At 39.5% G+C, this 22,924-nt stretch carries 14 protein-coding genes and 1 pseudogene; 6 read left to right on the top strand and 9 right to left on the bottom strand.

The annotated features are described in order from the left end of the window. Nucleotides 1-4 precede the first annotated feature (4 nt). The 3 genes from ESZ39_RS10515 to ESZ39_RS10505 form a co-directional block, all read right to left on the bottom strand. Entirely contained in the window at nt 5-760 is a 756-nt protein-coding gene (locus tag ESZ39_RS10515) for a VacJ family lipoprotein (RefSeq protein ID WP_146879865.1), read from the bottom strand. Next, the gene (locus tag ESZ39_RS10510; RefSeq protein ID WP_146879864.1) at nt 760-2,055 is read right to left on the bottom strand and encodes an alpha/beta hydrolase; all 1,296 of its coding nucleotides are present in this window, start codon (nt 2,053-2,055) and stop codon (nt 760-762) included. Before ESZ39_RS10510 ends, ESZ39_RS10515 begins: the two co-directional genes overlap by 1 nt. 557 nt (nt 2,056-2,612) lie before the next feature. Next, entirely contained in the window at nt 2,613-4,391 is a 1,779-nt protein-coding gene (locus ESZ39_RS10505) for an acyl-CoA dehydrogenase C-terminal domain-containing protein (protein ID WP_146879863.1), read from the bottom strand. 317 nt (nt 4,392-4,708) lie between these two features. Between ESZ39_RS10505 and ESZ39_RS10500 the strand changes: the two genes are divergently transcribed. Then, nucleotides 4,709-5,668, top strand: a complete 960-nt coding sequence (locus ESZ39_RS10500; protein WP_223270348.1) for a hypothetical protein — start codon at nt 4,709-4,711, stop codon at nt 5,666-5,668. Between the two features lie 11 nt (nt 5,669-5,679). Here ESZ39_RS10500 and ESZ39_RS10495 read toward each other — a convergent pair whose 3' ends face one another. The 3 genes and pseudogenes from ESZ39_RS10495 to ESZ39_RS10485 all read right to left on the bottom strand — a co-directional run bounded on the left by ESZ39_RS10495 (nt 5,680) and on the right by ESZ39_RS10485 (nt 10,882). Beyond that, nucleotides 5,680-9,009, bottom strand: coding sequence for a response regulator (locus tag ESZ39_RS10495; RefSeq protein ID WP_146879862.1), 3,330 nt, complete (start codon nt 9,007-9,009; stop codon nt 5,680-5,682). A 171-nt stretch (nt 9,010-9,180) separates the two neighbouring features. After that, nucleotides 9,181-10,463: pseudogene (locus ESZ39_RS10490) on the bottom strand (PhoH family protein). A gap of 257 nt (nt 10,464-10,720) precedes the next feature. After that, nucleotides 10,721-10,882, bottom strand: coding sequence for a PIN domain-containing protein (locus ESZ39_RS10485; RefSeq protein WP_411266876.1), 162 nt, complete (start codon nt 10,880-10,882; stop codon nt 10,721-10,723). On the opposite strand from ESZ39_RS10485, the gene ESZ39_RS10480 reads away from it, so the two are divergent. From ESZ39_RS10480 to ESZ39_RS10465, 4 genes are all read left to right on the top strand, one after another. Beyond that, nucleotides 10,883-11,251 carry a hypothetical protein gene (locus tag ESZ39_RS10480; RefSeq protein WP_146879861.1) on the top strand — a complete coding sequence of 123 codons (369 nt, stop codon included), beginning with the start codon at nt 10,883-10,885 and terminating at the stop codon, nt 11,249-11,251. A gap of 66 nt (nt 11,252-11,317) precedes the next feature. After that, nucleotides 11,318-14,230: an RNA polymerase-associated protein RapA gene (rapA, locus tag ESZ39_RS10475; RefSeq protein WP_146879860.1), complete on the top strand. Its 2,913-nt coding sequence runs from the start codon at nt 11,318-11,320 to the stop codon at nt 14,228-14,230. A 126-nt stretch (nt 14,231-14,356) separates the two neighbouring features. Next, on the top strand, nt 14,357-15,040 hold the full coding sequence (locus ESZ39_RS10470; RefSeq protein ID WP_146879859.1) for a pseudouridine synthase: 684 nt from the start codon (nt 14,357-14,359) through the stop codon (nt 15,038-15,040). Between the two features lie 145 nt (nt 15,041-15,185). After that, nucleotides 15,186-16,169, top strand: coding sequence for a DUF3530 family protein (locus ESZ39_RS10465; protein WP_146879858.1), 984 nt, complete (start codon nt 15,186-15,188; stop codon nt 16,167-16,169). Nucleotides 16,170-16,883: 714 nt separating this feature from the next. On the opposite strand, the gene ESZ39_RS10460 is transcribed toward ESZ39_RS10465, so the two are convergent. The 3 genes from ESZ39_RS10460 to ESZ39_RS10450 all read right to left on the bottom strand — a co-directional run bounded on the left by ESZ39_RS10460 (nt 16,884) and on the right by ESZ39_RS10450 (nt 21,816). Further along, a complete protein-coding gene (locus ESZ39_RS10460; RefSeq protein ID WP_146879857.1) occupies nt 16,884-20,039 on the bottom strand; it encodes an efflux RND transporter permease subunit in 3,156 nt (1,051 codons plus the stop codon). Then, the gene (locus tag ESZ39_RS10455; protein WP_146879856.1) at nt 20,036-21,304 is read right to left on the bottom strand and encodes an efflux RND transporter periplasmic adaptor subunit; all 1,269 of its coding nucleotides are present in this window, start codon (nt 21,302-21,304) and stop codon (nt 20,036-20,038) included. Before ESZ39_RS10455 ends, ESZ39_RS10460 begins: the two co-directional genes overlap by 4 nt. 134 nt (nt 21,305-21,438) lie before the next feature. After that, nucleotides 21,439-21,816 (bottom strand): YacL family protein, encoded by a 378-nt coding sequence (locus tag ESZ39_RS10450; protein WP_146879855.1) that lies wholly within the window; start codon nt 21,814-21,816, stop codon nt 21,439-21,441. 728 nt (nt 21,817-22,544) lie between these two features. On the opposite strand from ESZ39_RS10450, the gene ESZ39_RS10445 reads away from it, so the two are divergent. After that, nucleotides 22,545-22,924: ABC transporter permease (locus ESZ39_RS10445; protein WP_317615709.1), on the top strand; the 380-nt coding region annotated here is incomplete at its 3' end.

The raw sequence follows: 22,924 nt of genomic DNA, 5'->3' as shown, positions 1-22,924 counted from the left end.
TAGCTTAACGAGCGACCTGAATTTCACGATACTTCTTATAAAGTAATTTCAGGTAGTCATATTCAAATGCTGAACCCGAGCCATAGTAGCGAAAAGGTAATCTGGCTCTAACATCAATACTGTTGAGTAATGAAAGATAAAGTTCCTCCTCAGATTTCATGCCCAGTTCGTCCATCACTTGTTGATCCGCTAAGCTGTCAAAGACCAGACCGCTGGCATCACGCAGCGACGACGGTCCCAACAGAGGTAGCACAAGATATGGTCCAGCCTTAACGCCCCAAAAACCTAGTGTTTGACCAAAGTCTTCATCTTGTGCGGCTAAACCTATCGGTGTTGCAACATCGATTAATCCTGCTAAACCTAAAGTTGTATTAACCGCGAAGCGCCCTAAGGTTTCGCCGGCCACTGATAATTTAAATTGTAATAATGAGTTGATAAATGTCGATATTTCAGCCAAATTATTAAAGAAATTACTCAAACCAGTTTCAACAACATCAGGGGTAATCTGCTTATAGCCCGTCACTATCGGTAATAAAACGTATTCATCAGCTTTAGCATTAAAATAATACATACGACGATTAAACCCTTCCCAAGGATCGCTATAAGCACTCAACACACCTAAGTCTTGAGGGTTATCTGGTACCGCAATGATTGGTGTTACTGCCGTACTTTCTAAGCTTGGCTGCGAGGAGCAGGCTGATAATAAAAAACACAGGGCGATAGCGAACAACTTAGGTGACTTATTTACAAGCATTGGCATTAATTTAACCCTCCTTGAAATATGGTCTGTAGGTGCTCAACAAAACTTAATCTATCGAGGTTGCCACAGTGTCCACCACGAGGGAAAATTTTCGCTCGGTCGGTAAAAATCGCCTGCAAATACTCCACCTCGCCCGCTTGTAAAATAATATCGTCTTGATTGGTGACCAAATAAATTTTATCAGATGCTATTAAATAATCTTCAATTGCATGTAGGCTATACCGTTCGATCAAATCGGCTTTGGTGGTGTTGGCATCTTCGCGTTGGGCTCTGGGTAGCATGGCACGGTCAAAATAATCACCAAAGGTGATATTACTGGCACGTTGCAGTGAATGGGTCAAACTCTCAAGCTTGCCTATGGTGTGGTTTTTATAAGTAATTGCACCAGTATTAAAACTAACATCGATGGCAAATATCATATCTGATGACGATATTCTAAACGAGGCGCCAATTAACAGTTTTAATTCGGCTTCAGTTAACGCGACATTTTTAAATAAACTGAATATTGAGCCTTGATCAAATTTCGAAGACCGTTGCGCTGAGTAAACAGTGGAAAAACGGGAAAAAATGTCATCAAACATAGCAACCGCTGCTTGTCGGTTGTCACGCAGGTCAAAATATTTATCTAAGATACTGACTGAGTTATATAAACTAACCGGGGGATTGATCAGGAGAACTTTTTCAAAGTTAAACGCCTGCTTTTCTTCATCCAGTAGTGCTATAAATGCCGAATGTGCGCCTCCTAAGCTGTAACCGGTAAGCGCAAATGACGAGGCTTCTACTTCGTCTTGAGCTTGAACTTGTGCCCAAACTAAATTCATTACCTGATATAAATATTCTGCATCATGCGCTAAATCACCCGGCATATATTGGGTATTAGGTGAGTTAACAATAAAATTAGCAAAGGTTGGCGATGACAATGAAATAACATGATAGCCCTGCTGGAAAAAACTTTTTTGCAGGCTGAGCATTTTCACACTATCGTAACTCGCACCAGTACCGGCAATAATAAAAATCAAGGGTGCACTCGCTTCTTGCTTTATTAACGAGTATTTCATTTTTTTGTTAAACCAGAACACCTCAGAAATTTCATCTAATGGCTTAATCGTTATGCTTTTATTAATAATGTCTAATGATTTTGGTAGCTCAGCAGCCACTTCTTGACAGTAGCCGGTAACAGTTGCTTGATAAGGCGAATATGCCAAATCGCATACCGGTTTAATAACAACAACTTTATCTTGCTTGCTGCTACATGCTGCTAGCATTATGATAAGTAAAGCACTCAAAATACGCACTGATTTCTCCCTAATCGTGGCTCTTTAAAAATTTAATATCTGCCATTACCTCTGCCAATTAATCTCTAAGTAGCGGCTAATATAATGAATTGGCTATAATACCAATCTCATTAATTATCTGATCATTTCACTTGGTTAAAACAACCCACTACGGCGTTATTTATTTAATAATTAGCACTACGAGTTATTGAAACAAATACCTTATATTGGGTGGTTTTTCCTACGTATAAAGTAGACCACCTAATTAATGAAATTGGCATAAGGTCAATGATTCGCTGTGAAGTATCCAATAATTTTATCAGTAAACTGCCGAGCAAACTCCTCAATAGTTAATTAACACGCTAAATAGTATTGAATAGTATTAAATAGTACTAAAAAATACTGAATACCTTGCACTATAGCTCTGCACAATAAGTATAAAGTCGCTTATTGTGCCACATTGCTGATGCAGATTTAAACTACTGATGGCTTATCTAAGTCATAAAAAATTAAAAGCCAATTCAAGGTGAATGAATTGACTTTTTCGTACGGTATTTAATGGCGAGTAAAGCTGGTGTTTAAAAAAGCTCCTCAGCTATATCAAACATTGCACTTTGGCCAGACTTCGCTGAGGCGATCAACGACTGAGTACGTGGTAATAACCTGGCAAAGTAGTAACGAGCGGTGCGCACTTTACTTTCATGAAAAGTTTTATCATCGTTAGCAGCCAATGACACTTCTGCCATTCTAGCCCAAACATAAGCCATCGCCGTATAACCAAAGACATGTAAATAGTCATTTGCTGCACAACCGAGTTCTTCTGGAGAAGCCTGTGCTGCGGTTAACAAGTATTGGGTTAACTCTTCAAGCTCATCTGTGGCCTTAGCCAAAGGTTGAGTAAACTCTTGCATAGCATCAACTTTATCCGCTTGCATATAAGCACGTACTTCTTGAAGAAATACGTCGACAAATTTGCCTTTACTACCGGCCACTTTGCGAGCTAATAAATCCATTGCTTGAATACCGTTAGTGCCTTCATAAATCTGTGCAATACGGGTATCTCGTACTAATTGCTCTTGTCCCCATTCTCTAACATAACCATGGCCACCAAAAACCTGTTGTCCGGCAACCGTATTTTCAAAACCCAGATCGGTAAAAAACGCTTTGGCAATCGGTGTCATCAACGCAGCCAGTTGGTCCGCTTTAACTTGCGCTTCACCCGTGCCATACGTTGCAATATCTAACTGCATCGAAATATAAGTTGATAAGGCACGTGAACCTTCGTTTAACGCTTTCATATTTAATAACATGCGACGAACATCGCCATGTACTAATAATGAATCAGCTTGTGCATCAGGCGATTTAACACCAGATAAAGAACGTCCTTGAATTCTATCTTTGGCATACTCTAAGGCATTTTGATATGAACGAACTGCCGCACCTAAACCTTGGATACCCACACCAATGCGTTCAAAGTTCATCATGGTAAACATACAGGCTAAGCCTTTGTTAAGTTCACCGACTAAATAACCTTTAGCACCATCAAAATTCATCACACAGGTAGCTGAAGCATGAATACCCATTTTATGTTCGATAGAACCACAACTGACTTGGTTTTGTTCACCGATTGACTCGTCATCATTAACATGAAATTTTGGTACCAGAAACAATGAAATACCACGAGGTCCTGCTGGCGCATCTGGCAACTTAGCTAACACTAAATGGATAATATTTTCTGTCAGATCGTGCTCACCAGCGGTAATAAATATTTTTGTCCCTGACACTAAATAACTGTCGTCAGCTTGCGGCACCGCTTTAGTTCTAATCATACCTAAATCAGTACCGGCATGTGCTTCAGTTAAACACATGCTTGCACTCCAATCGCCGGCATAAATACGGGTTAAGTAACGATTCTTCAACTCTTCACTACCATGTTTTGCTAACGACAAGCCAGCACCAGCAGTTAAGCCTGGGTAAAGTGAAAATGAGATATCAGCCGAACATAGCATCTCTTCATGAAATGCAGTTAACATTTTAGGCATACCCATGCCGCCAAAGTCAGGGTCTCCGCCTAATGACGTCCAGCCACCTTCAGCATAAGTCTTAAAGGCTGCTTTATAGCCCGGTGCTGTAGTGACTTTACCGGCATTAAAAGTAACTCCTACTTCATCACCATTACGTGATAATGGCGCTATTTCTTGTTCTGCAATTTTTGCACAACCTTCCAAAATTGCTTCGGCGGTATCTCGGTCAACCCGATCCGCTAACGCCGGTAATGACTGCCACAATTTATCAGCATTAAATACGTCATATAACAAAAAATTCATATCTTTTAAAGGTACTTGATAGTCAGCCATCACATTCTCCAAACAGGTAATTTAAACAATTAATTAAAACACTCGTTTGAATATATAGCAAAGACAGTAAAAGTAAAAGTAAAATGATAAATTCACCTGGCATTAAAAATGAAACTCATACCGGTTTTATTGATTAGGCCAGCTATTTTATAGCCAGTATACATAACCAAATACTAGGTATTTATTTAATAACTAATTGTTCTAATTACTAAATAAATAGCAAAGTCTTGGCTTATTTTAACCAAGAAAAATGCTCACAAAATTAGTGAAATTGGTATAAGCTTGAGAAGTTAATATTTAACAATAAAAGGTGAGTGGTGAGATTTCTTAGTACCGTGGTTATTTTAATATTATGCTTTCCGGCGATAACGTTGGCGAAGCAACTTGGTTTTAATAAAACAACAACTGATGAACATATACAATTTAACTACCAATGGTTAGACCAAGCTCAGCAACCACAGTCGTTGAATTTTGCTATCGATAAAATGCATTTATTTGATCGTTTTAGAAACTTTAAAAGTTATAAAGCCAACCATGCTAAAAAATACCTTGATCAACAAATTAGGAAACAACTGACACAAAATCCTATCGCTGATGTCAAGATCAGCTTCGTCGGTCGTGATAATAATTTACAAATTAAACTCACAGGTGAAAATCAAACAGCACTTGACCAAGCTTACGAGACCATAGCTCAGCTTGAAAAAGATTTAATGAATGAGCATTTAACCCGTAACTATTATACCCAATTTACTGCTTACGATAACAGCTTAGCCATTAAGCCCGATCATGTTCGCTTCGCACAAGAATCGTTTGCTGATTTTTCCATACTAAAAGACCTTATTCTAGCCCGTGTTGGTGAGGAAAGTGTTAGAAAAGTCAGTGATTATGTGCTCGGATTTATCCAAAGCATTCCTTATGCTAGGTTAGAATCAAGGGTGACATCAACCGGCGCAGGGTTTAATCCACCACTGCAAATACTTTGGCAAAACCAAGGTGATTGTGACAGTAAAGTAACCCTAACCGCGGCTATTTTTAGAGCGTTAATGCCACGTATGAAAATGATGTTAGTTTTTATTGATAATCATGCCCTACTGGCGATAAATATCCCCAGCGAAGGCAATGAGCTAACCATCACTATTGGTGGCCTAGATTATATTTTAGCTGAGCCCACTGGCCCAGCAATGATGCGCATTGGTGAGTTGTCAGCAAGTGCTGAATTTGCCATACGCAATGGTCGCTATTATGCTGAAGCTTTTTTTGCTGAACCTAGCACTTAATAGTAGCTCAATTAATTAGGTGTTTTGACAAGTTGCGACAAAATACTATCGCGTAATACCTTTAGGCTAATCGGTTTAGCAATATGTAAGTTCATACCGGCTGCTAAGCACTGCTGTTTGTCTTCTTCACGCGCGTGAGCTGTCATAGCGATAATAGGTAAGTGGTCATATTGTGGTTGAGCGCGAATATGCCGAGTTGCTGTTAAACCATCCATGACTGGCATTTGAATATCCATCAGCACAATATCAATATTTTCCAGCGGTAATTTTTCTAACGCCTCTTGACCGTTCTGCGCAACAAGCACTTGTGCCTGCAAAGACTGCAATAATTTAACCGCCACCAATTGATTAACCAGATTGTCTTCAACTAACAATATTTTCAGTCCAGCGAGACTGCCTACTGTTGGCTGTACAACATCAAGTTCATTAGCGTTAGTCGTTAGGTGATTGGCCCTTATCGCACCAATTGATGAGACCCGATAAAGCTCCTTGGCCAACTTGGCAATAACATTGCGATATAACGGCATTTCAAGCAACATGTAGTTAATGCTATTGCGGTTTAATTGCTCAAGTAGCTCTACTGAAATAACGCTTGCTATGGGTTGGCACAGCGCCAGTACAGTAACCTCTTGCTTGATAATATCCAATTCACTTTTCAACAAGGTTTGTGGATAATGACTACTGTCGATAAGCAATATTTTATCCGCTTTAGCATTGATAGTTTTTAGCGCCGAGACACTTGAAATAGCTATCACAGTTTGCGCAATATCAATAAAATTCTCTCGTAATTTTTCAGGTATATTTACCGCTAAATTAAGTATAGTACTGGTCGAGAATTGCGGTCGAAACTTAGTTAAACACTGCTCAGAATAATCAGTATTACAAACCATAGTTTTTGACGCATCCATAGGTAAAGCTAAGGTAAATTCAGCCCCTTGGCCTAAAGTACTGTCAATAAAGATTTTACCTCCCAGTAAATGCGCAATATGTTGGCATATTGATAACCCCAGCCCTGTACCGCCATAAACTCGGGTCATCGACTCATCCGCTTGTTTAAATGCTTCAAATAACCCCGTTTGTTTTGATTTTTCTATACCAATACCGGTGTCTTTTACCTTAAATAAAACCACAATATTTTTTACATTAGCCGATCCGCTGACAGGGCAAGATAGTGACACACTAAGAGCAACCTTGCCTTGTTCAGTAAACTTAATCGCATTATTAAGTAAATTACTCAACACTTGCACTAAACGCATAGTGTCAGAATGAATATCTAATGGTACTTGGCTATCAATGGCAACACTTAAACTTAAATCTTTGCCCACTAATGCCCCCATGTTGAGGTTAAGTGCTTGCGATATAATACTTTCTAGTCCTGTCATTTCTTTATGTACAGACATATTTCCTGACTCTACCTTGGCAGAATCAAGCAATTCGTTCACTAAATAAAGCAGAGTATTTGAAGCCGTTTGAGCATTACCTAAATATTGCTCCTGAACCTTATTTAATCGAGTTTGCTGTAACAGAAAAAACATTCCTTGCATGGCATTTATTGGCGTACGAATTTCATGACTCATATTCGCCAAAAATTGGCTTTTAATTTGATTGGCTTCTTCGGCTTGATTTTTAGCGTACTGCAGGGCTTGGTTAACCTTAAATTGCTCAGTCACATCACGAATTAAAATAATACTACCGAGTAAGAAATTAAACTCACCATAAAACGGCGCTTGATAAATTTCATAAGTATGATGCTCAGTTGACACCATTTGATGATGTGCCAAAAATGAATGTCCTTGTTGATTTTTATTAATACTCTGCGCCACTTTTTTACTAATATCCGCCGCGATAAAATCATTAATTTGACCACCTAAAATATCCGCTTCTTTTCGTAACACCAGTTGCTCAACCGCCTGATTACAGCCAATTAAAGCACCTTGTTGATCGTTAAATAGAATGTAGTCTGGAATAGCATCCATCACTGATCGTAGCAGTGCATAGTCACGCAGGTGTTGCTCACTTTTATACAATAACGCTTGAGTTTTTTCTTTTACCTTTAAATCTAGATCAATATTTTGATCTTTTAAGCGTTGCATTAAACTGCGATTTTCGCCAAATAAATCTTCAACAATTTTAAACCAGTGGCGCCATTCAGCAGGGGGTTTTATTTTACCCGGGTCACCGGCTGAACAATATTCAATATGCTTAATGAATTTTTTAGATGGCTCAATAAATGGGCGATATGTAACGTAATAGGCCACGATTAATAAACTTAGAAAGCCAAGAAAAACACTGATCAATATCGACAGAAAACGCTGATTAATCGTATTATAAAAACTTCCTGTACGCTGATACTCCAATAAAATCCAGTCATTAATGACCAACTTTTGCTGCTGAACAACCCAGTCACCAATTTTAGCACTTGGCATAATATTGAGTAACGCTTGATAACTAAACTGGTTTAATTGCGACGGTGCAGTATCACTAAAGGCGGTTTGTGCGTTGAGGGTGAGATTGCTGCTGTTTTTATGCAACAGAACATGGCTTTGCTTATCAACAATAATGTAGCCATGGTCTGCTTCGTTTACCTCAGGTAAATAGTTATATAAGCCCACCGTATTCATATCGATGAGCACAGCCCCTTTCATCTCATGGTCTAAATATACCCCCATACCTAGCACGGTATTTAAACCTTGACTGGCCAAGTCAACATAAGGCTGCGCCCAAAACTTTTCATCCTCGTGCTGTGAAGCTTTGATCTGCAGCATTAAATCATTACTTAAGCTTTGATCGTTATATTGCCAGATACTTCTTGGCACCCAAGGATATAAGTTAACAAAGCGTTGCACTGAAATATAAGACAGCCAGTTAGCTTCTTTGACTGACTTTTGTGCAATAACAAAGGCTGGCGTTAAAGCATTGGCCATAGTTAACTCATGCTGCAGCGATTGATTAAAAGTATCAATACGGCCAACACCCGTAATATTTCCACTCATAATGTGATTATTAGTGCTTAAATTTTGTCGATTTTTATCAAGGTAAAAATAGCGACCTTCTTGTCGCAACGATGGAGCTTTACTGGGTAATTCTGTTGGGAAACGTAAATAATACTCAGCTAAATCACGTATGCCTGTGAGGGTTTCTACCGTATTGGTCAGTTTATTATTGAGCTGTGCGCTATGTTCGCTCAGCTGCGCTAATTTATAATCTCGGTAATCTTGACGGGCAAGATTATAATTATAAAAAGTGATAATAAAAATTAGTAGTATAATACTGGAAAAAACTACAATTATCGATTTATTGTAGCGTTGGAGAAGTTGCTCTTTTGAATTTTCTGCTAACACTAACAAGCCCTAATAATGATATAAAGGTAAAGGCGATGAGTGTTAACTCACCGGCAATTTACCTTTAACTTTATGACATCATATTAAATCAAAGTAACGACTGAGGATAGCACTGAAAAATTTAACAGTTATATTGTCATCAAAGAATGAAATAACCGTAACGTTGTGTCTTTATAAATTTTCTTCAGCAAATGATGCTAAACGGCTGCGCACAACGCCATTTAAGTTGATGTTGCTGCTACCTGGAAAATTCTTAAAACGCTCAACTATGTAGGTCAAACCGGATGTTACTGCGGTTAAATAGTTACTATCTATTTGCGCTAAGTTACCTGAACACACTATTTTTGTGCCTTCGCCACAACGGGTAATAATGGTTTTCAGTTGTGAAGCCGTTAGGTTTTGACATTCGTCCAATAGCACCAAGGTATTTTGAATACTGCGGCCGCGCATAAAATTGACTGATTTAAACTGAATATTCGCTTTATCGATAATGTAGTTAAGACTACCGTTCATATTTTCATCTTGTTTGTGCAGCACTTCTAACGAGTCGGTAATGGCGGCTAACCAAGGGGCCATTTTTTCTTCTTCGGTGCCCGGTAAAAAACCAATTGATTCAGCTATTTCAGGAGTGCTACGGGTAACAATAATCTTATCATAGAGCCCACGTTCAATCACTTGCTCTAGCGCGGTTGCCAAGGCAAGTAAGGTCTTACCACAGCCGGTTGGGCCGGTAAGAATAACTAAATCAATGGTTGGATCAAGCAAGGCGTCCATTGCCATACCTTGATAGATGTTTTTGGATAAATACCCCACGCTTGTTTGGCCATTAAGCGCTCACGACTCAAATCAGTTATCGCTAAATTTTCATCGTCCAAGCCAGTAACCTTACCCGCGAAGTGTTCGCCTTCATCAATCAAGTATTCATTGATATAACAATTAGGCAGTAAGTCACGCTTGATATAGTGCGTGGTATTACGGCCTTGTGTTTCACTTTCACAGTTATTGATCTGTTGCCAGAAATCACCCGAAAATTGATGATACCCTTTGGTTAAAAACTTAATATCATCAATCAGTTGGTCGGTGCGGTAATCTTCAACAAAAGCCAGGCCTGCACTTTTGGCCTTTAAGCGCATGTTGATATCTTTGGTGACTAGCACCACTTTATTGTCTGGGTTTTTGGCTTGTAAATAAATAGCGCTACTGATAATACGATTGTCATTTTCATTAAAAGACAATTTCACCTTACTTTCGTCTAAGGCATAATCGTTAAAAATGGCTAAACATTCGCTGGGGTGTAGGTCGTCGTTTTGCGGTAATTTAACTCCTGCTAGCACTTGTTCTGGCGTGGCATTAACTAAAGTATCTTCAAGCGCTCTGATCGCTACTCGCGCATCACGACTAATACCAGTTCCATTAAGTTTGTGATCTTGTTGTGCGCAGGAAAAATAACTCAAGGTAAGGCGCTCGATTGAGCAATAGCTGGCTATTGGGAGTGAGAGCAACACAGCATTGAGCTATTTTAACTAGTACAAGTGAGCAATAACTTAATGGGATTGGTATAATACCAAGTTGATTAATTACCTGCTCATTTTTAAGGGTTAAAATGAATAACTACAGCGTTATAAAATTTATAAGGTGAATAACTACTGACTAAATTTTATGCCTTGTATTTATCCATTTTTCCTCATGAAAAAGGTGATCACTTAATTAATCAAATTGGTATAACATCTTTGTGGCGGTCTTTGATAGAGTCTAATTCTTCTAGTACCGTCATTGGCACCACGACATCATGTTCTTTAAAAGAGAGAAAAGCGAAGGGTTCGTGTAGTAAGATATTAGTGTCTAACACGTAAATAATTTTATTTGCTGTCATATGAAAGTCCTTTCCCAAGTTGAAGGCTGCACAGCATTATTGCTTAAAACTGCTGCTAGAAACCACAAAAAGTTAATAATTCATCTAACCAAAACAATGTCATTACTTGTTCATTTTTACCATAGCTTTACTATCATAAAAAGCCATTCTAAAAATAAGCTTAAAACAGCTTATGCCATTAAACTTATCACCACTTTGACAGTTTACTTTTCCGCAAGCAAGCAGATTTTTACTGATGAATCGCTACGTTATATCAATCATTATTGGGCTAAAAAGGCGCTGTCATTAAAAGCAGAACTCAATTCTATAAATTTAAAGCAAAAAAAGTCCCCTTTTACGGATTTATTTAATGATCACTTCTATGATTAACGATACTATAGCGCCCTTTTTTTGGCGTGCATTTTTTGCGCGAGTTATTGAGTTGGAGTTTTTTCTATGTCATTTTACCCTGGACAACGCTGGATTAGTGATAGTGAGTCAGATCAAGGACTAGGTACGGTTACCGCTGTCGAAGGTCGTTTTGTTACTATCGTGTTTACGGCGACAGGGGATGCAAGACAATACGCTATAGATAATGCCCCGCTAACGCGAGTGATTTTTAATACGGGTGATAATATTCCAAGTCATGAGGGCTGGTCACTTAATGTCGAATCTTCTCAAGAAGACAAAAACTTACTGACTTATTTTGGTACTCGACAAGACACAGGTGAAGCCTGCTCGTTAAAAGAAATGATGATTGATCATTTTATTAAATTCAATAAACCTCATGACCGCCTACTAAACGGCCAAATTGATCGTCTAGATTGGTTTCGCTTACGCAAAGATTGCTTACAGCATCAATTTAACCAGCAACAATCTGATTTAACTGGCCTTAGCGGTGGTCGCGTTAGTTTGATCCCACACCAATTATATATTGCTGAAGAAGTCGGTAGTCGTTTTGCGCCACGAGTTTTGTTAGCTGATGAAGTCGGCTTAGGCAAAACTATTGAAGCGGGCTTAATTATTCATCAACAACTGGTCACTGGCCGCGCCAAACGTGTGCTTATCATAGTACCAGAGTCATTGATGCATCAGTGGTTGGTTGAAATGTTACGCCGCTTTAATTTGTCATTTAGTATTTTTGATGAAAGTCGCTGTGAAGAAATCACCGCTAACAGCGAAGATGAAAACCCCTTTAGTTCTGAGCAACTGGTGCTGGTCAATCTGGGCTTTATTACCAAAAACCCTCGTTGGTATCAAGCTATTATGGATGAAGAATGGGATCTTATGGTTGTCGATGAGGCGCACCATTTAAACTGGCAGCAAGATAATGTCAGCATTGAATACCAATGTATTGAACAGTTAGCGCAAACTATTCCTGGGGTTTTATTGTTAACAGCCACACCGGATCAGTTAGGCCATGAAGGTCACTTTGCCCGTTTGCGCTTACTTGATCCTGACCGCTTTTTCGACTATCAAAAATTCACTGAAGAAGAACTGCATTATACCGAAGTCGCTAATGCGGCCAATACTTTGGTTACCGATGAGCCCTTAGCGATTGAACAAATAACCACCTTAACTACTTTATTGCACGAAGCCGACGTTAGCGCAGATATCGCGGCGATTAATCACCCAGAAACAGCGCCTAAAAACAACGCTCGCCAGCATATTCTTGACCAGCTTTTAGACCGTCATGGCACTGGCCGAATATTATTTCGTAATAGTCGCAACACCATTAAAGGTTTTCCTGGCCGTGAATTACATGCCACGCCATTGGTAATGCCAGAAGCCTATCAAGATTCGGTCAATGAACTATTGTTGTCGGGCACGACGAAAGATTTAAAGTCGCAAGCACAAGCAAAACTGTTGTTTACACCCGAAATATTGTACAGCTTAGATAGCCATGAAGACTGGGTTGATATTGACCCACGTGTTGACTATTTAATAACATTATTACAGTCATTAAAAAAAGAAAAAGTCGTGGTTATTTGTGCGCATGCGCAAACCGCCATCGACTTAGAAACAGCCTTGCGTGTTAAAGAAGGTATACGTGCGGCAGTCTTTCATCAAGGCTTAAGTATTTTTGAACGTGATCGTGCTGCCGCCTATTTTGCTCAAGATGAAGATAGCGCCCAAGTGCTACTGTGTTCTGAAATTGGTAGTGAAGGACGTAACTTCCAATTTGCTCATCATTTAGTGTTATTTGATTTACCGCGTAACCCTGATTTACTTGAACAACGTATCGGGCGTTTAGACCGTATCGGTCAAACAGAGACTATTCGTATTCATGTGCCATACTTTGAAGAGTCAGCACAGAGCTTACTGTTTAATTGGTATCAACAAGCGTTGAATGCTTTTGAACATACCTGCATTACCGGTCACGCAGTATTTAAAGCCTTTGGTGAAAACTTATTTGAGCTTGCGCTTAGTGCCAGCTGGGACTCTAGCGAAGCGCAACTCTTGATTGAGCAAAGTCATGAAAAGCATCTGACCATCAAACAAGATTTAGAAACCGGTCGTGATAAACTGCTTGAGTTACATTCTTCTGGCCAAGGTAAAGCGCATGCTTTAGTGAAGAAGATAGAACAACTAGATCAGCAAATTCATTTACCACAATTTATGTTTCAACTCCTAGATGTTTTTGGTATTCAACAAGATGATAAAGCTGATAACGCCATTGCCCTGCAACCCTCTGAGCATATGTTATGTAGCAACTTCCCGTGTTTACCTGAAGACGGCACCACCATCACCTTTAATCGTGATACCGCTTTAGCTGTTGAAAATTATCAGCTGATCACGTGGGATCATCCTATGGTGCGCGGCGCTATGGAACTTGTACTCTGTGATGAAATTGGTAACTCTAGTATTGGTATTTTGAAAAATCCAGCACTACCGACTGGCACATTTTTCTTAGAGTGCATATTTACCTTAGCCGCCATCGCGCCTAGCAATTTGCAACTAGGACGTTATTTACCCACCACGCCTATTCGTGTATTAGTTGACAAAAATGGCAATAACCTTGCGGATAAAGTCAGCGAAACGGTATTGGATCAACAATTATCACCCGTTAAAAAGCAAGTGGCATTACAGTTAGTTAAGGCACTTAGAAGCCAAGTGGCTCCGTTAGTTGCCAAAGCAGAAGACCATGCCGAGCAGCAAGTTAATTCGATTCAACAAAAAGCGCTTACCAGTATGCAAGCGGCGATGGATGAAGAGCAGCAACGCTTAACCGCACTAAAAGCGATAAACCCAAGTGTGCGTCAGCAAGAAATTGACTTTATTATCATGCAAAAAAAGGCCCTAGCTGAGTATATTGAAAAAGCTAAAATTCAATTTGAAGCGATACGTTTAATTGTCGTGAGTAACTAAGTCATTACGCTAGGCTAAACACTAGAAAGCCATTGAAAAAAGCCATCAGACTGCGCATATTATGTCACCTGATGGCTTGGCTTAACAAAGTTCAAAAATTCAAAAGTACAAAAGGAAAACAATAAAATGGCTGCTAACCCTGACTTTATTTATCAGCCACAAATGCGCCCCTACCTTGATATTATTTATCACGATAATGATATTGTGGTGGTCAATAAATCCAGCGGTTTATTAACCGTATCTGGTCGCTTACCTGAGCACCAAGACTGTTTAGAAAATAGAGTGTTAAAAGTACTGCCTACAGCAACCATCGTCCATCGATTAGACATGGCGACATCTGGCATTATGGTCATGGCACTTAATAAACCCGCGCATGTCGGCATTAGTCGTCAGTTTGAAAAGCGCTTAACGCAAAAAAGCTATATCGCCCGGGTCTTTGGTAAAGTTGAACAAGCTCAAGGCTCTGTTGAGCAACCCCTAATGGGTGATTGGCCTAATAGACCAAAACAGAAAATAGATCATCAACAAGGCAAAGCGGCATTAACTCATTATAAAGTATTAAGTTATCGCGAAAATATTGACGGTCAAACCAGCACCTTAGTTGAGTTGACACCGGTAACAGGACGCTCTCACCAGTTGCGCGTGCATATGCTATGGCTTGGCCACCCCATACTCGGTGATCGACTGTATGCCCATGAGCAAGCGTTAGCGATGAGCAATCGTTTGCAATTACATGCCCAAATGCTACAAATAAGCCACCCAGTAACAGCGCAAACCTTAACATTTTCACAAACCTGTCCGTTTGATTAGAACCAAGAACGGCGCTAGTTAATTAAAGAAAGTTCCACTAACGTCGATAAAATAGCTAGAGCGGTTTTAAAACTATTAATCATACGTTATTGATGCTAAATATTCAGTTATTGAACAGCCACCTGTCTAAGGAAGTTTGCTTATTATGCGCTTAAACATACGCCCAATATTCTTATTCATCACGTTAAGCCTGTTAGTTAACAGCGCTCACTCATGGGCGATGGAGTCTGCTCCGCCTGAAAAACCAACTGAAAACACTGAGCAAACTAAAAGCACGAGCTCAACCGCACCAAAAAGTACTGAAGCTGACACTAACACTGAAACTGAAGCTAGCACTGCGTCCACAAAAGCTGATCATCCAAGCAAAGTGATGATCAACGCCCCTATTGATGCCTTTGAGCAGCAACAACAAGATATTAAACATTACCTAGCACAAGAAAAAATAACCCCATTACTTGTTGGCTCTAACCGCTATCTTACTGTCATTAGTGAACACACCACGGCAATTAATAAAGGTGTGATGGTGTTAATTCCTGATTGGCAACAAAGCATAGCAACACCTAATGCACTCAATCAGCTACGTAACAATATGCCGCAACATGGCTGGACCACCATTACCTTGCATCCCCCGCGCAAACCACAAAGCTACCCTTCGCAAGCCCTAACAGCGCAAGAACGTAACACTGAAAATATTAAAACTTTAACAAACTACGAGAAAAAATTTGCTGAGGTTATGCAAGCGGTCATTACAAAAGCCAAAAACTACCCAGGCGTCATTATTGTGGTCGCAGAGGGCAATCATAGCGCAGTATTACTCGACATCTATCAACAAGCATTGGTCGCTGAGCCCAGTGCTTTAGTAATGCTCAGTAGTTATATGCCAACATTGCCCGAAAATGATAAAATTGCTCAACAACTAGCGCTAACCAATTATCCTATACTCGATTTATATTTGCAGCGCGATCACCGTTTAGTTATCGCAAACGCAAAAATGAGAAAAAATTCGGCTAAAAGGGCCATGAAAATATATTACCGACAAAGGCAATTAAGTAATCAAGTGACCGGTTACTACCCGAAAAACAGCTTAACTAATGCCATTATAAATTGGCTTAGCGCTATAGGCTGGTAAAAGTACTGAGTATTGTAGTGTTTTCCCTCCTTCAATCCTCCTGCTTTTCTTCCTGTAAATTATGTTGTTATTTTTTACAGGGAGGAAACAATGAGAAGGCAATGAGAAGGCAATGAGTTGGGACTTTAAATACTAAAAATATTATATTTCAATTTATTATCACCAAAAAACTATTCACCACCGAGGCGCTGCGCGTAACACCGAGAAGTGACTTCAATAATAAAAGTAGCTAGTATTGTAGTGTTTTCCCTCCTTCAGTCCTCCTGCTTTTCTCCCTGTAAATTATGTTATTATTTTTTACAGGGAGGAAACAATGAGAAGGCAATGAGTTGGGACTTTAGATACTAAAAATATTATATTTCAATTTATTATCACCAAAAAACTATTCACCACCGAGGCGCTGCGCGTAACACCGAGAAGTGACTTCAATAATAAAAGTAGCTAGTATTGTAGTATTTTTCCTCCTTCAGTCCTCCTGCTTTTCTCCCTGTAAATTATGTTATTATTTTTTACAGGGAGGAAACAATGAGAAGGGAATGAGTTGGGACTTTAGATACTAAAAATATTACATTTCAATTACTTACCTCTTCAAATCCTTCCCATTTAATTTTTACTCTGCTCGAGGAAGGACGAAGTATCTCGGTGCTCGCTACACCGAGAAGTGACTACAAACTGACAGCTTTAAACTTATAGCTAAAAGCGCTAAATCGACTATCAATTCGGTGTTGTTTCAACATCTACCTCTTGTGGTGTTCTAAAGAGATTGGCGATATCTTCTTTAATCAAATAAAGTGCCGGGATCAAAAACAGGGTGATCACAGTAGCAAAAACAATACCAAAGCCTAATGAAATCGCCATAGGTATAATAAATTGCGCTTGTAAGCTTTGTTCAAAATATAATGGGAAAACACCAAAAAATGTTGTTAATGAGGTTAACAATATCGCCCTAAACCTTTGGGTGCCCGCTTGACTGACAATGTCGAACATTCGCATACCCGAACCTTTGGCTTTATTGATAAAGTCGACCATGATCAAACTATCGTTAACAACCACGCCTGTTAAGGCAATAAAGCCAAACATTGACATCATATTAATTGTACGACCAAGTAACCAATGGCCGATTATGGCACCGATAATACCGAAAGGAATGACCGACATAATCACCAAGGGTTGGCTATACGACTTAGTGGGAATAGCGATTAAGCCATAAATCAAAAACATCGCACCAATGGCGGCAAAGCCAAGTTGAGATAAGAAATCAGCTTGATCTTTACTTGCCCCTTCAACGCCATATTCCACACTAGGGTAGTCCGCTATAATTTCAGGAATATAATCATCATTCATTTCACTAACGACTTTCCTTGATTCAACTTTATCGCTGTCAATATCAGCTGAAATGGTGATTGAACGTTTCTGGTTAATACGCGTTATTGTGGAAAAACCTTGGCCTATTTCAATATTGGCCACTTGATAAAATGGCACTTTTTCACCTTGAGGTGTTCTGATCCACATATCTTCTAAATCAGATACCGATAAACGGCTAGATTCAGGATAACGCACCATCACTTTTAACTCATCACGGCCACGTTGAATACGCTGTGCTTCATCACCATAAAAGGCTTGCCTGACTTGTTTGGCTAAGTTCGATAAGGTTAAGCCCAATACTTCGGCTTCTGGCTTAATACTGAGTTTAATTTCTTGGCTACCCCGGCTAAAAGAATGTCGCACATCGTAAACACCATCATAACTATTTAGTTGCGCTTGAATAGACTCAGCTGCCGCTTCAAGCTCAGTGTCATTTTGGCCCGTTAGCTGAAATTCAATCGCCGCGCCACCACCAGCATTGGTGCCAGCAAAAAAGCGTAACTCTTTAGCGCCGGGAATTTCACCAATTTCATCACGCCAAAGCTTCTCTATTTGATAAGCATCGAGCTCACGTTGATCGGGCTTTACTAGTTCTAACAACACATTGGCAACGCTATTACCGTTAGTGAAGATCATTTTATGCTTAATAAAACTTACGCCATTATATTTATTTTCTTTGGCGATGGTCTTAACCGCTTTCTCTACTTGCGCTATTGCTTTATTGCGTTGGTGCGCAGGAGAGCCATCCACCATAATAATGTTGCCTTGAATAAAGTCGCTCGGAATATTAGGAAACACTTCTAGTTTGACAAACGCACCAGCAATAAGGCTAATCGACAAGATTAATATCGCGACAAATATCGCCATGGTGTTGTAACGGGCAATTAAGGCCTTTTCGAGAAAGGGTTTGTAAACGTTATGAATAAAGTCTTCGAGCCTTTCCTTAAAGCGCATTTGAAAACGCTCAAGAAAATTGGAATTTTCAGCGCTTAACGGTACATATTTCATGTGCGCTAAATGGGCGGGTAATATCCATTTCGATTCGATCAGTGAAAATACTAAGCAAAAACTCACCACGATAGAAATAGAACGGAAAAAGGCAGCAAAACTGGCATCAATAAACAGTAACGGTGTAAATGCCGCTATGGTGGTTAAAACACCAAATGTCGCGGGCATGGCTACACGCATGGTGCCACGAATAATATTATCGCGAGAATGGCCATATTTCTCAATTTCGGCATAGGCACTTTCGCCAATAACAATAGCATCATCAACCACAATGCCCAGTACCATGATAAAGGCAAATAAGCTCAGCATGTTAATTGATACTGACCATTCACCTAATAATGGCATCATTAACAAGGCACCAAAAAAGCTAATCGGAATGCCTAACATTACCCAAAAAGCGATTTTTATTCTTAAAAACAACGTTAGCACGATAAAAACTAAAAACGCCCCCATCAACATATTATCAATCATCATATCTAAGCGCTCAGACAGGTAATATGAACTATCTCCCCAAACAGTTAATATCGCGCCTTTAGGTAATTGCTGATTTTTTTCATCGACATAACCCCGCACCTGAGCAGCGATCTCTAAATCATTTTGATCACCGGTTGACTGCACCATAATGCTTGAAGTGTTTTCATCATCAAAGGTGGCAAAGTCTTCTTGCTCAACAAAGCCATCTTTAATGTTAGCAATGTCTGAAAGCACTAAGCGCGTACCATCGACATCGGTACGCAACACTAAATCGCCATATTCATGTCCGGTGTAAGCTTGGCCTTCTGTGCGCAGCAAAATATCGCCGCCGCGAGCTTTAATAGTGCCGCCAGGCATGTCTAACGATGAACGACGCACCGCTTGAGTAATTTCGTCAAAGGTCAGTTGGTACTGTTGCAGTTTTTCTTCAGAAACTTCGATGCTAATTTCATAGTCACGGTTGCCAACAATTTCAGCACTATTAACACTAGGTAATGCCATGATTTCATCACGAATATTTTGCGCCATCACTTGTCGAGCGCGTCGCTCCATTGAGCCACTAACCGACAACCACATCACCTGACCTTTAAACTCTTGTTTAGTGATTATTGGCTTTTCAGCTTGCTCAGGGAAGGTGGTAATGGCGTCAACTTGCATTTGCACTTCATCAAGTTTTTCTGACATTGAATAGCCTGATTGCAATTCAATAGTAACAATACCCACACCCTCTCTAGCCGTTGCGGTAATACGCTTGATACCTTCAATATCTTCTAATGCTTCTTCAACTTTTAAAATAACTGATTGTTCAACTTCTTCTGGTGCCGCACCTAAATGTGGCACCATGACTTGTATACTATTGGCGTTAAACTCAGGAAACATTTTTTTATTAATGCCCTGATAAGAAAAGTACCCTGCAACTAAAATAAACACCATCAACAGATTAGCCGCGACACTATTGTGCGCAAACCAAGCAATAATACCGGTGTGTTTTTCGTCGTTATCGGCTTGAGTCAACTTGCTCATTCGTCGTCACCTTGCACATTGGCAATGCTCTCTTCGCTTGGGACTTTTGGTGGGTTTTCTGGCTCGCCTAAGACACGTAGCGCCATGCCCTCGACAGGAGCTTCCATTTGAGTGGTGACCAATCGAAAGCCTGCGCCAAAGGTGTCATGGCTATAAACATAAGTAGCATCGTTACGTAATGGGCTAATCTCTTGAATATGCAACTTATTATCTTGGTCTACTAGGTAAACTTTATTGGCGCCATGTAAAGCATCACGGGGAATAGTGACTATATCTTTAACTTCTTTACCTGAAATTTTGGCATTAACAAAGCTGCCAATCCGCAGTTCTTGGTGTTTACTCGGGGATAAAATACTATAGGGATCATCAATTTGAGCAATGACATAATGTACCCGACTTCGACTATCAACCTCGCCTTCATAACGGGTTAATTTCGACGCCCAATGATGCTCAGTGCCATTTAATTTATAGTAAATATCAACGGTTGAACTACTGACTTGCTTGGCATTAATTTTTGGTAAATTTAAAAAACCTACGTCACGCGGCTTAATAGGTAGTCTAACCTCAGCATAATCAACAGCAAATATGGTTGTTAAAGCTGAGCCCATAGATACATATTGACCTATATCTACTTGTTTTTCTTTTACGATTGCATCATAAGGCACGATTATTTTAGTACGCGCTAGCTTCACTTCTGCACCAATTACATTGGCTTTTGCTGCTTTAATATCAGCTTTTGCTTTTTGTAATTGCGGTAAGCGTAAAGCAAGTACTGGGGCTTCAGACAAAGCTCGACCAGTTAACAACCATTCGTCTTCTGCCTGATCTTTTCTCGCTTGCTCTTCAATCAAAACCGCTTTAGCAGCGTCTAATTGCGACTGTGCTTGTAATAATGCCACTTGATAATTAATGTCATCAATACTCAATAACACTTCACCTTGAGTAAAAAAGCCACCAACATTAAACTTCTCGTTTACGAAAGTTATTTGTCCAGACACCTCCGAAATTAAATCTGTTTGTGTACGAGGTAATACACTACCTTGGCTAGCAATAACAAAACCTACATCTTGTCTGGCAATATTTTTAACTTCCACCAGCGGCGCCTTGATAATAACAGGCTTTTTTGCCGGCTTAGGTGATAAGAACGCAAAAATAATTAAGCCAATAATAGCGACTAAAATAATAGCGATAGGGGTTAATACCAAGCGCAGTGAGATCATACGTCGGGGTTTTTTGTTATTATTTTCAACCGCAGAGTTCATCATCAATTCTCAATTAAAGCTTAAAAGGGATAGGCCAAAGTAGTTTATATCTTAATTATTACTATCTTATTACTATATTAATAAGATAGTAATAATAATGACTTAGCCTGATAAGTCAACCAAGCGGTGAGTTATGACTATTTATTAAGAAACTTTGCCCAAGACAATAGTATTTCCCGAAAGTCTTCACGCCCACAAGACGATGAGTCATGTTGATCAAATTCAATATCTTCTTCAATCAGATCCTCTGGCAACACCTCGATCCCATCCATGCTGGCATTGGTTTGCACGGTGACATCACCGCGATTAAAAACCACGGTATATTCGCTACCTGTGATGGTGATTTCCAATTTTTTCTCTTGTTCAATGTCGGCAATTGCAGATAATAGATTGGCTAGCTTTGTCGGGTCAGCACCTACTTCAACTTCTAACCAAGGTCCAATAACTTCATGCTCAAGTGAAAACTTAGCCATAGCGCCACCAGTTATTGGATCATTTATAAATTGATATTCCATACATACCTCTTACTGAAAAATTTTGGAAACGTCCTCGTTAGGACAGGTAAAATTAAATTTAGTCATAACAGTTGCGCTTTACACAACCTAAAAAGCAACAAAGCTATCTCTAGCAAAACCCCCTAGTTGAAAGCAAATCAACGGGATTAATTAGCGACATTTACATCATTTATTTTATTACTTGATTGTAGCAAAATCAGAGCTTTTAACACGAGATTACTCAGGCTTATGGCACATTTTTTTTTCGCTGATTGAAAGTGGCGATTAGTAACAAAAATCACAGCTTAATCTCCGCCTTAGAGCTCTTATCTGCGAGTGCTAAGCTGGTTGACAGATTAAAGAAAGCGTCTAACTAAAGACCAATTCGTCTTGAACTGAGCCTGCGCTTAAGTGTTATACCAATCCCATTAAGTTATTGCTCACTTGTACTAGTTAAAATAGCTCAAGGCTGTGTTGCTCTCTATTTACCTGATATTAATATTATTGTGTGAAAAGGAATGTACACCGCCATGGTATTTTTTTGCCTACACATGGCTTAATTCTTATCCTCATCACTGGATGAGCAAAAAATATAATAACGCCAGCCATTAAGAAACCACCAGTAAAAAGCTTCATCTATTACACGCAAAATGTAGAGCTAATTGAAGCTGGCCTAGTCGCTATTATTCTTATCATGACCATGATTATTCACCTCAGCCGCAATTATATGTAGATGCGAGCACGGAAATATGGAATTGCTAATTACCGCACCGTTAGCCTCGCTAGAGCTAATAATAGGTGAAATTTTTCCTTATATTTTTATTGGCACTATTCAAGTGAGCATTATTTTAGCTTTAGGATATTACTTTTTTAACCTGCCGATTAATGGTGGTTTATGGCGATTGGCTTTCGCAACCCTCTTATTTATTTGCGCCAGCTTGGTCTTAATATTGGTAATATCTCCCTTAACAACAAACCAACTGCAATCTATGCAAATGACTCTAATACCAATCCCATTAAGTTATTGCTCACTTGTACTAGTTAAAATAGCTCAAGGCTGTGTTGCTCTCACTCCCAATAGCCAGCTATTGCTCAATCGAGCGCCTTACCTTGAATTATTTTTCCTGCG

Origin of the sequence: Colwellia sp. C1TZA3, from assembly GCF_007954265.1 — a bacterium.
Taxonomy (GTDB): Bacteria; Pseudomonadota; Gammaproteobacteria; order Enterobacterales; family Alteromonadaceae; genus Cognaticolwellia.
This window is presented reverse-complemented; position numbering and strand designations above follow the sequence as displayed.

What these genes read in the sequence shown, in the direction of transcription:
- ESZ39_RS10455 (WP_146879856.1), bottom strand. Translation starts at nt 21,304, where the DNA reads ATGATGAACTCTGCGGTTGAAAATAATAACAAAAAACCCCGACGTATG.
- ESZ39_RS10470 (WP_146879859.1), top strand. Translation starts at nt 14,357, where the DNA reads ATGGCTGCTAACCCTGACTTTATTTATCAGCCACAAATGCGCCCCTAC.
- ESZ39_RS10450 (WP_146879855.1), bottom strand. Translation starts at nt 21,816, where the DNA reads ATGGAATATCAATTTATAAATGATCCAATAACTGGTGGCGCTATGGCT.
- rapA (WP_146879860.1), top strand. Translation starts at nt 11,318, where the DNA reads ATGTCATTTTACCCTGGACAACGCTGGATTAGTGATAGTGAGTCAGAT.
- ESZ39_RS10460 (WP_146879857.1), bottom strand. Translation starts at nt 20,039, where the DNA reads ATGAGCAAGTTGACTCAAGCCGATAACGACGAAAAACACACCGGTATT.
- ESZ39_RS10480 (WP_146879861.1), top strand. Translation starts at nt 10,883, where the DNA reads ATGAAAGTCCTTTCCCAAGTTGAAGGCTGCACAGCATTATTGCTTAAA.
- ESZ39_RS10485 (WP_411266876.1), bottom strand. Translation starts at nt 10,882, where the DNA reads ATGACAGCAAATAAAATTATTTACGTGTTAGACACTAATATCTTACTA.
- ESZ39_RS10505 (WP_146879863.1), bottom strand. Translation starts at nt 4,391, where the DNA reads ATGGCTGACTATCAAGTACCTTTAAAAGATATGAATTTTTTGTTATAT.
- ESZ39_RS10515 (WP_146879865.1), bottom strand. Translation starts at nt 760, where the DNA reads ATGCCAATGCTTGTAAATAAGTCACCTAAGTTGTTCGCTATCGCCCTG.
- ESZ39_RS10465 (WP_146879858.1), top strand. Translation starts at nt 15,186, where the DNA reads ATGCGCTTAAACATACGCCCAATATTCTTATTCATCACGTTAAGCCTG.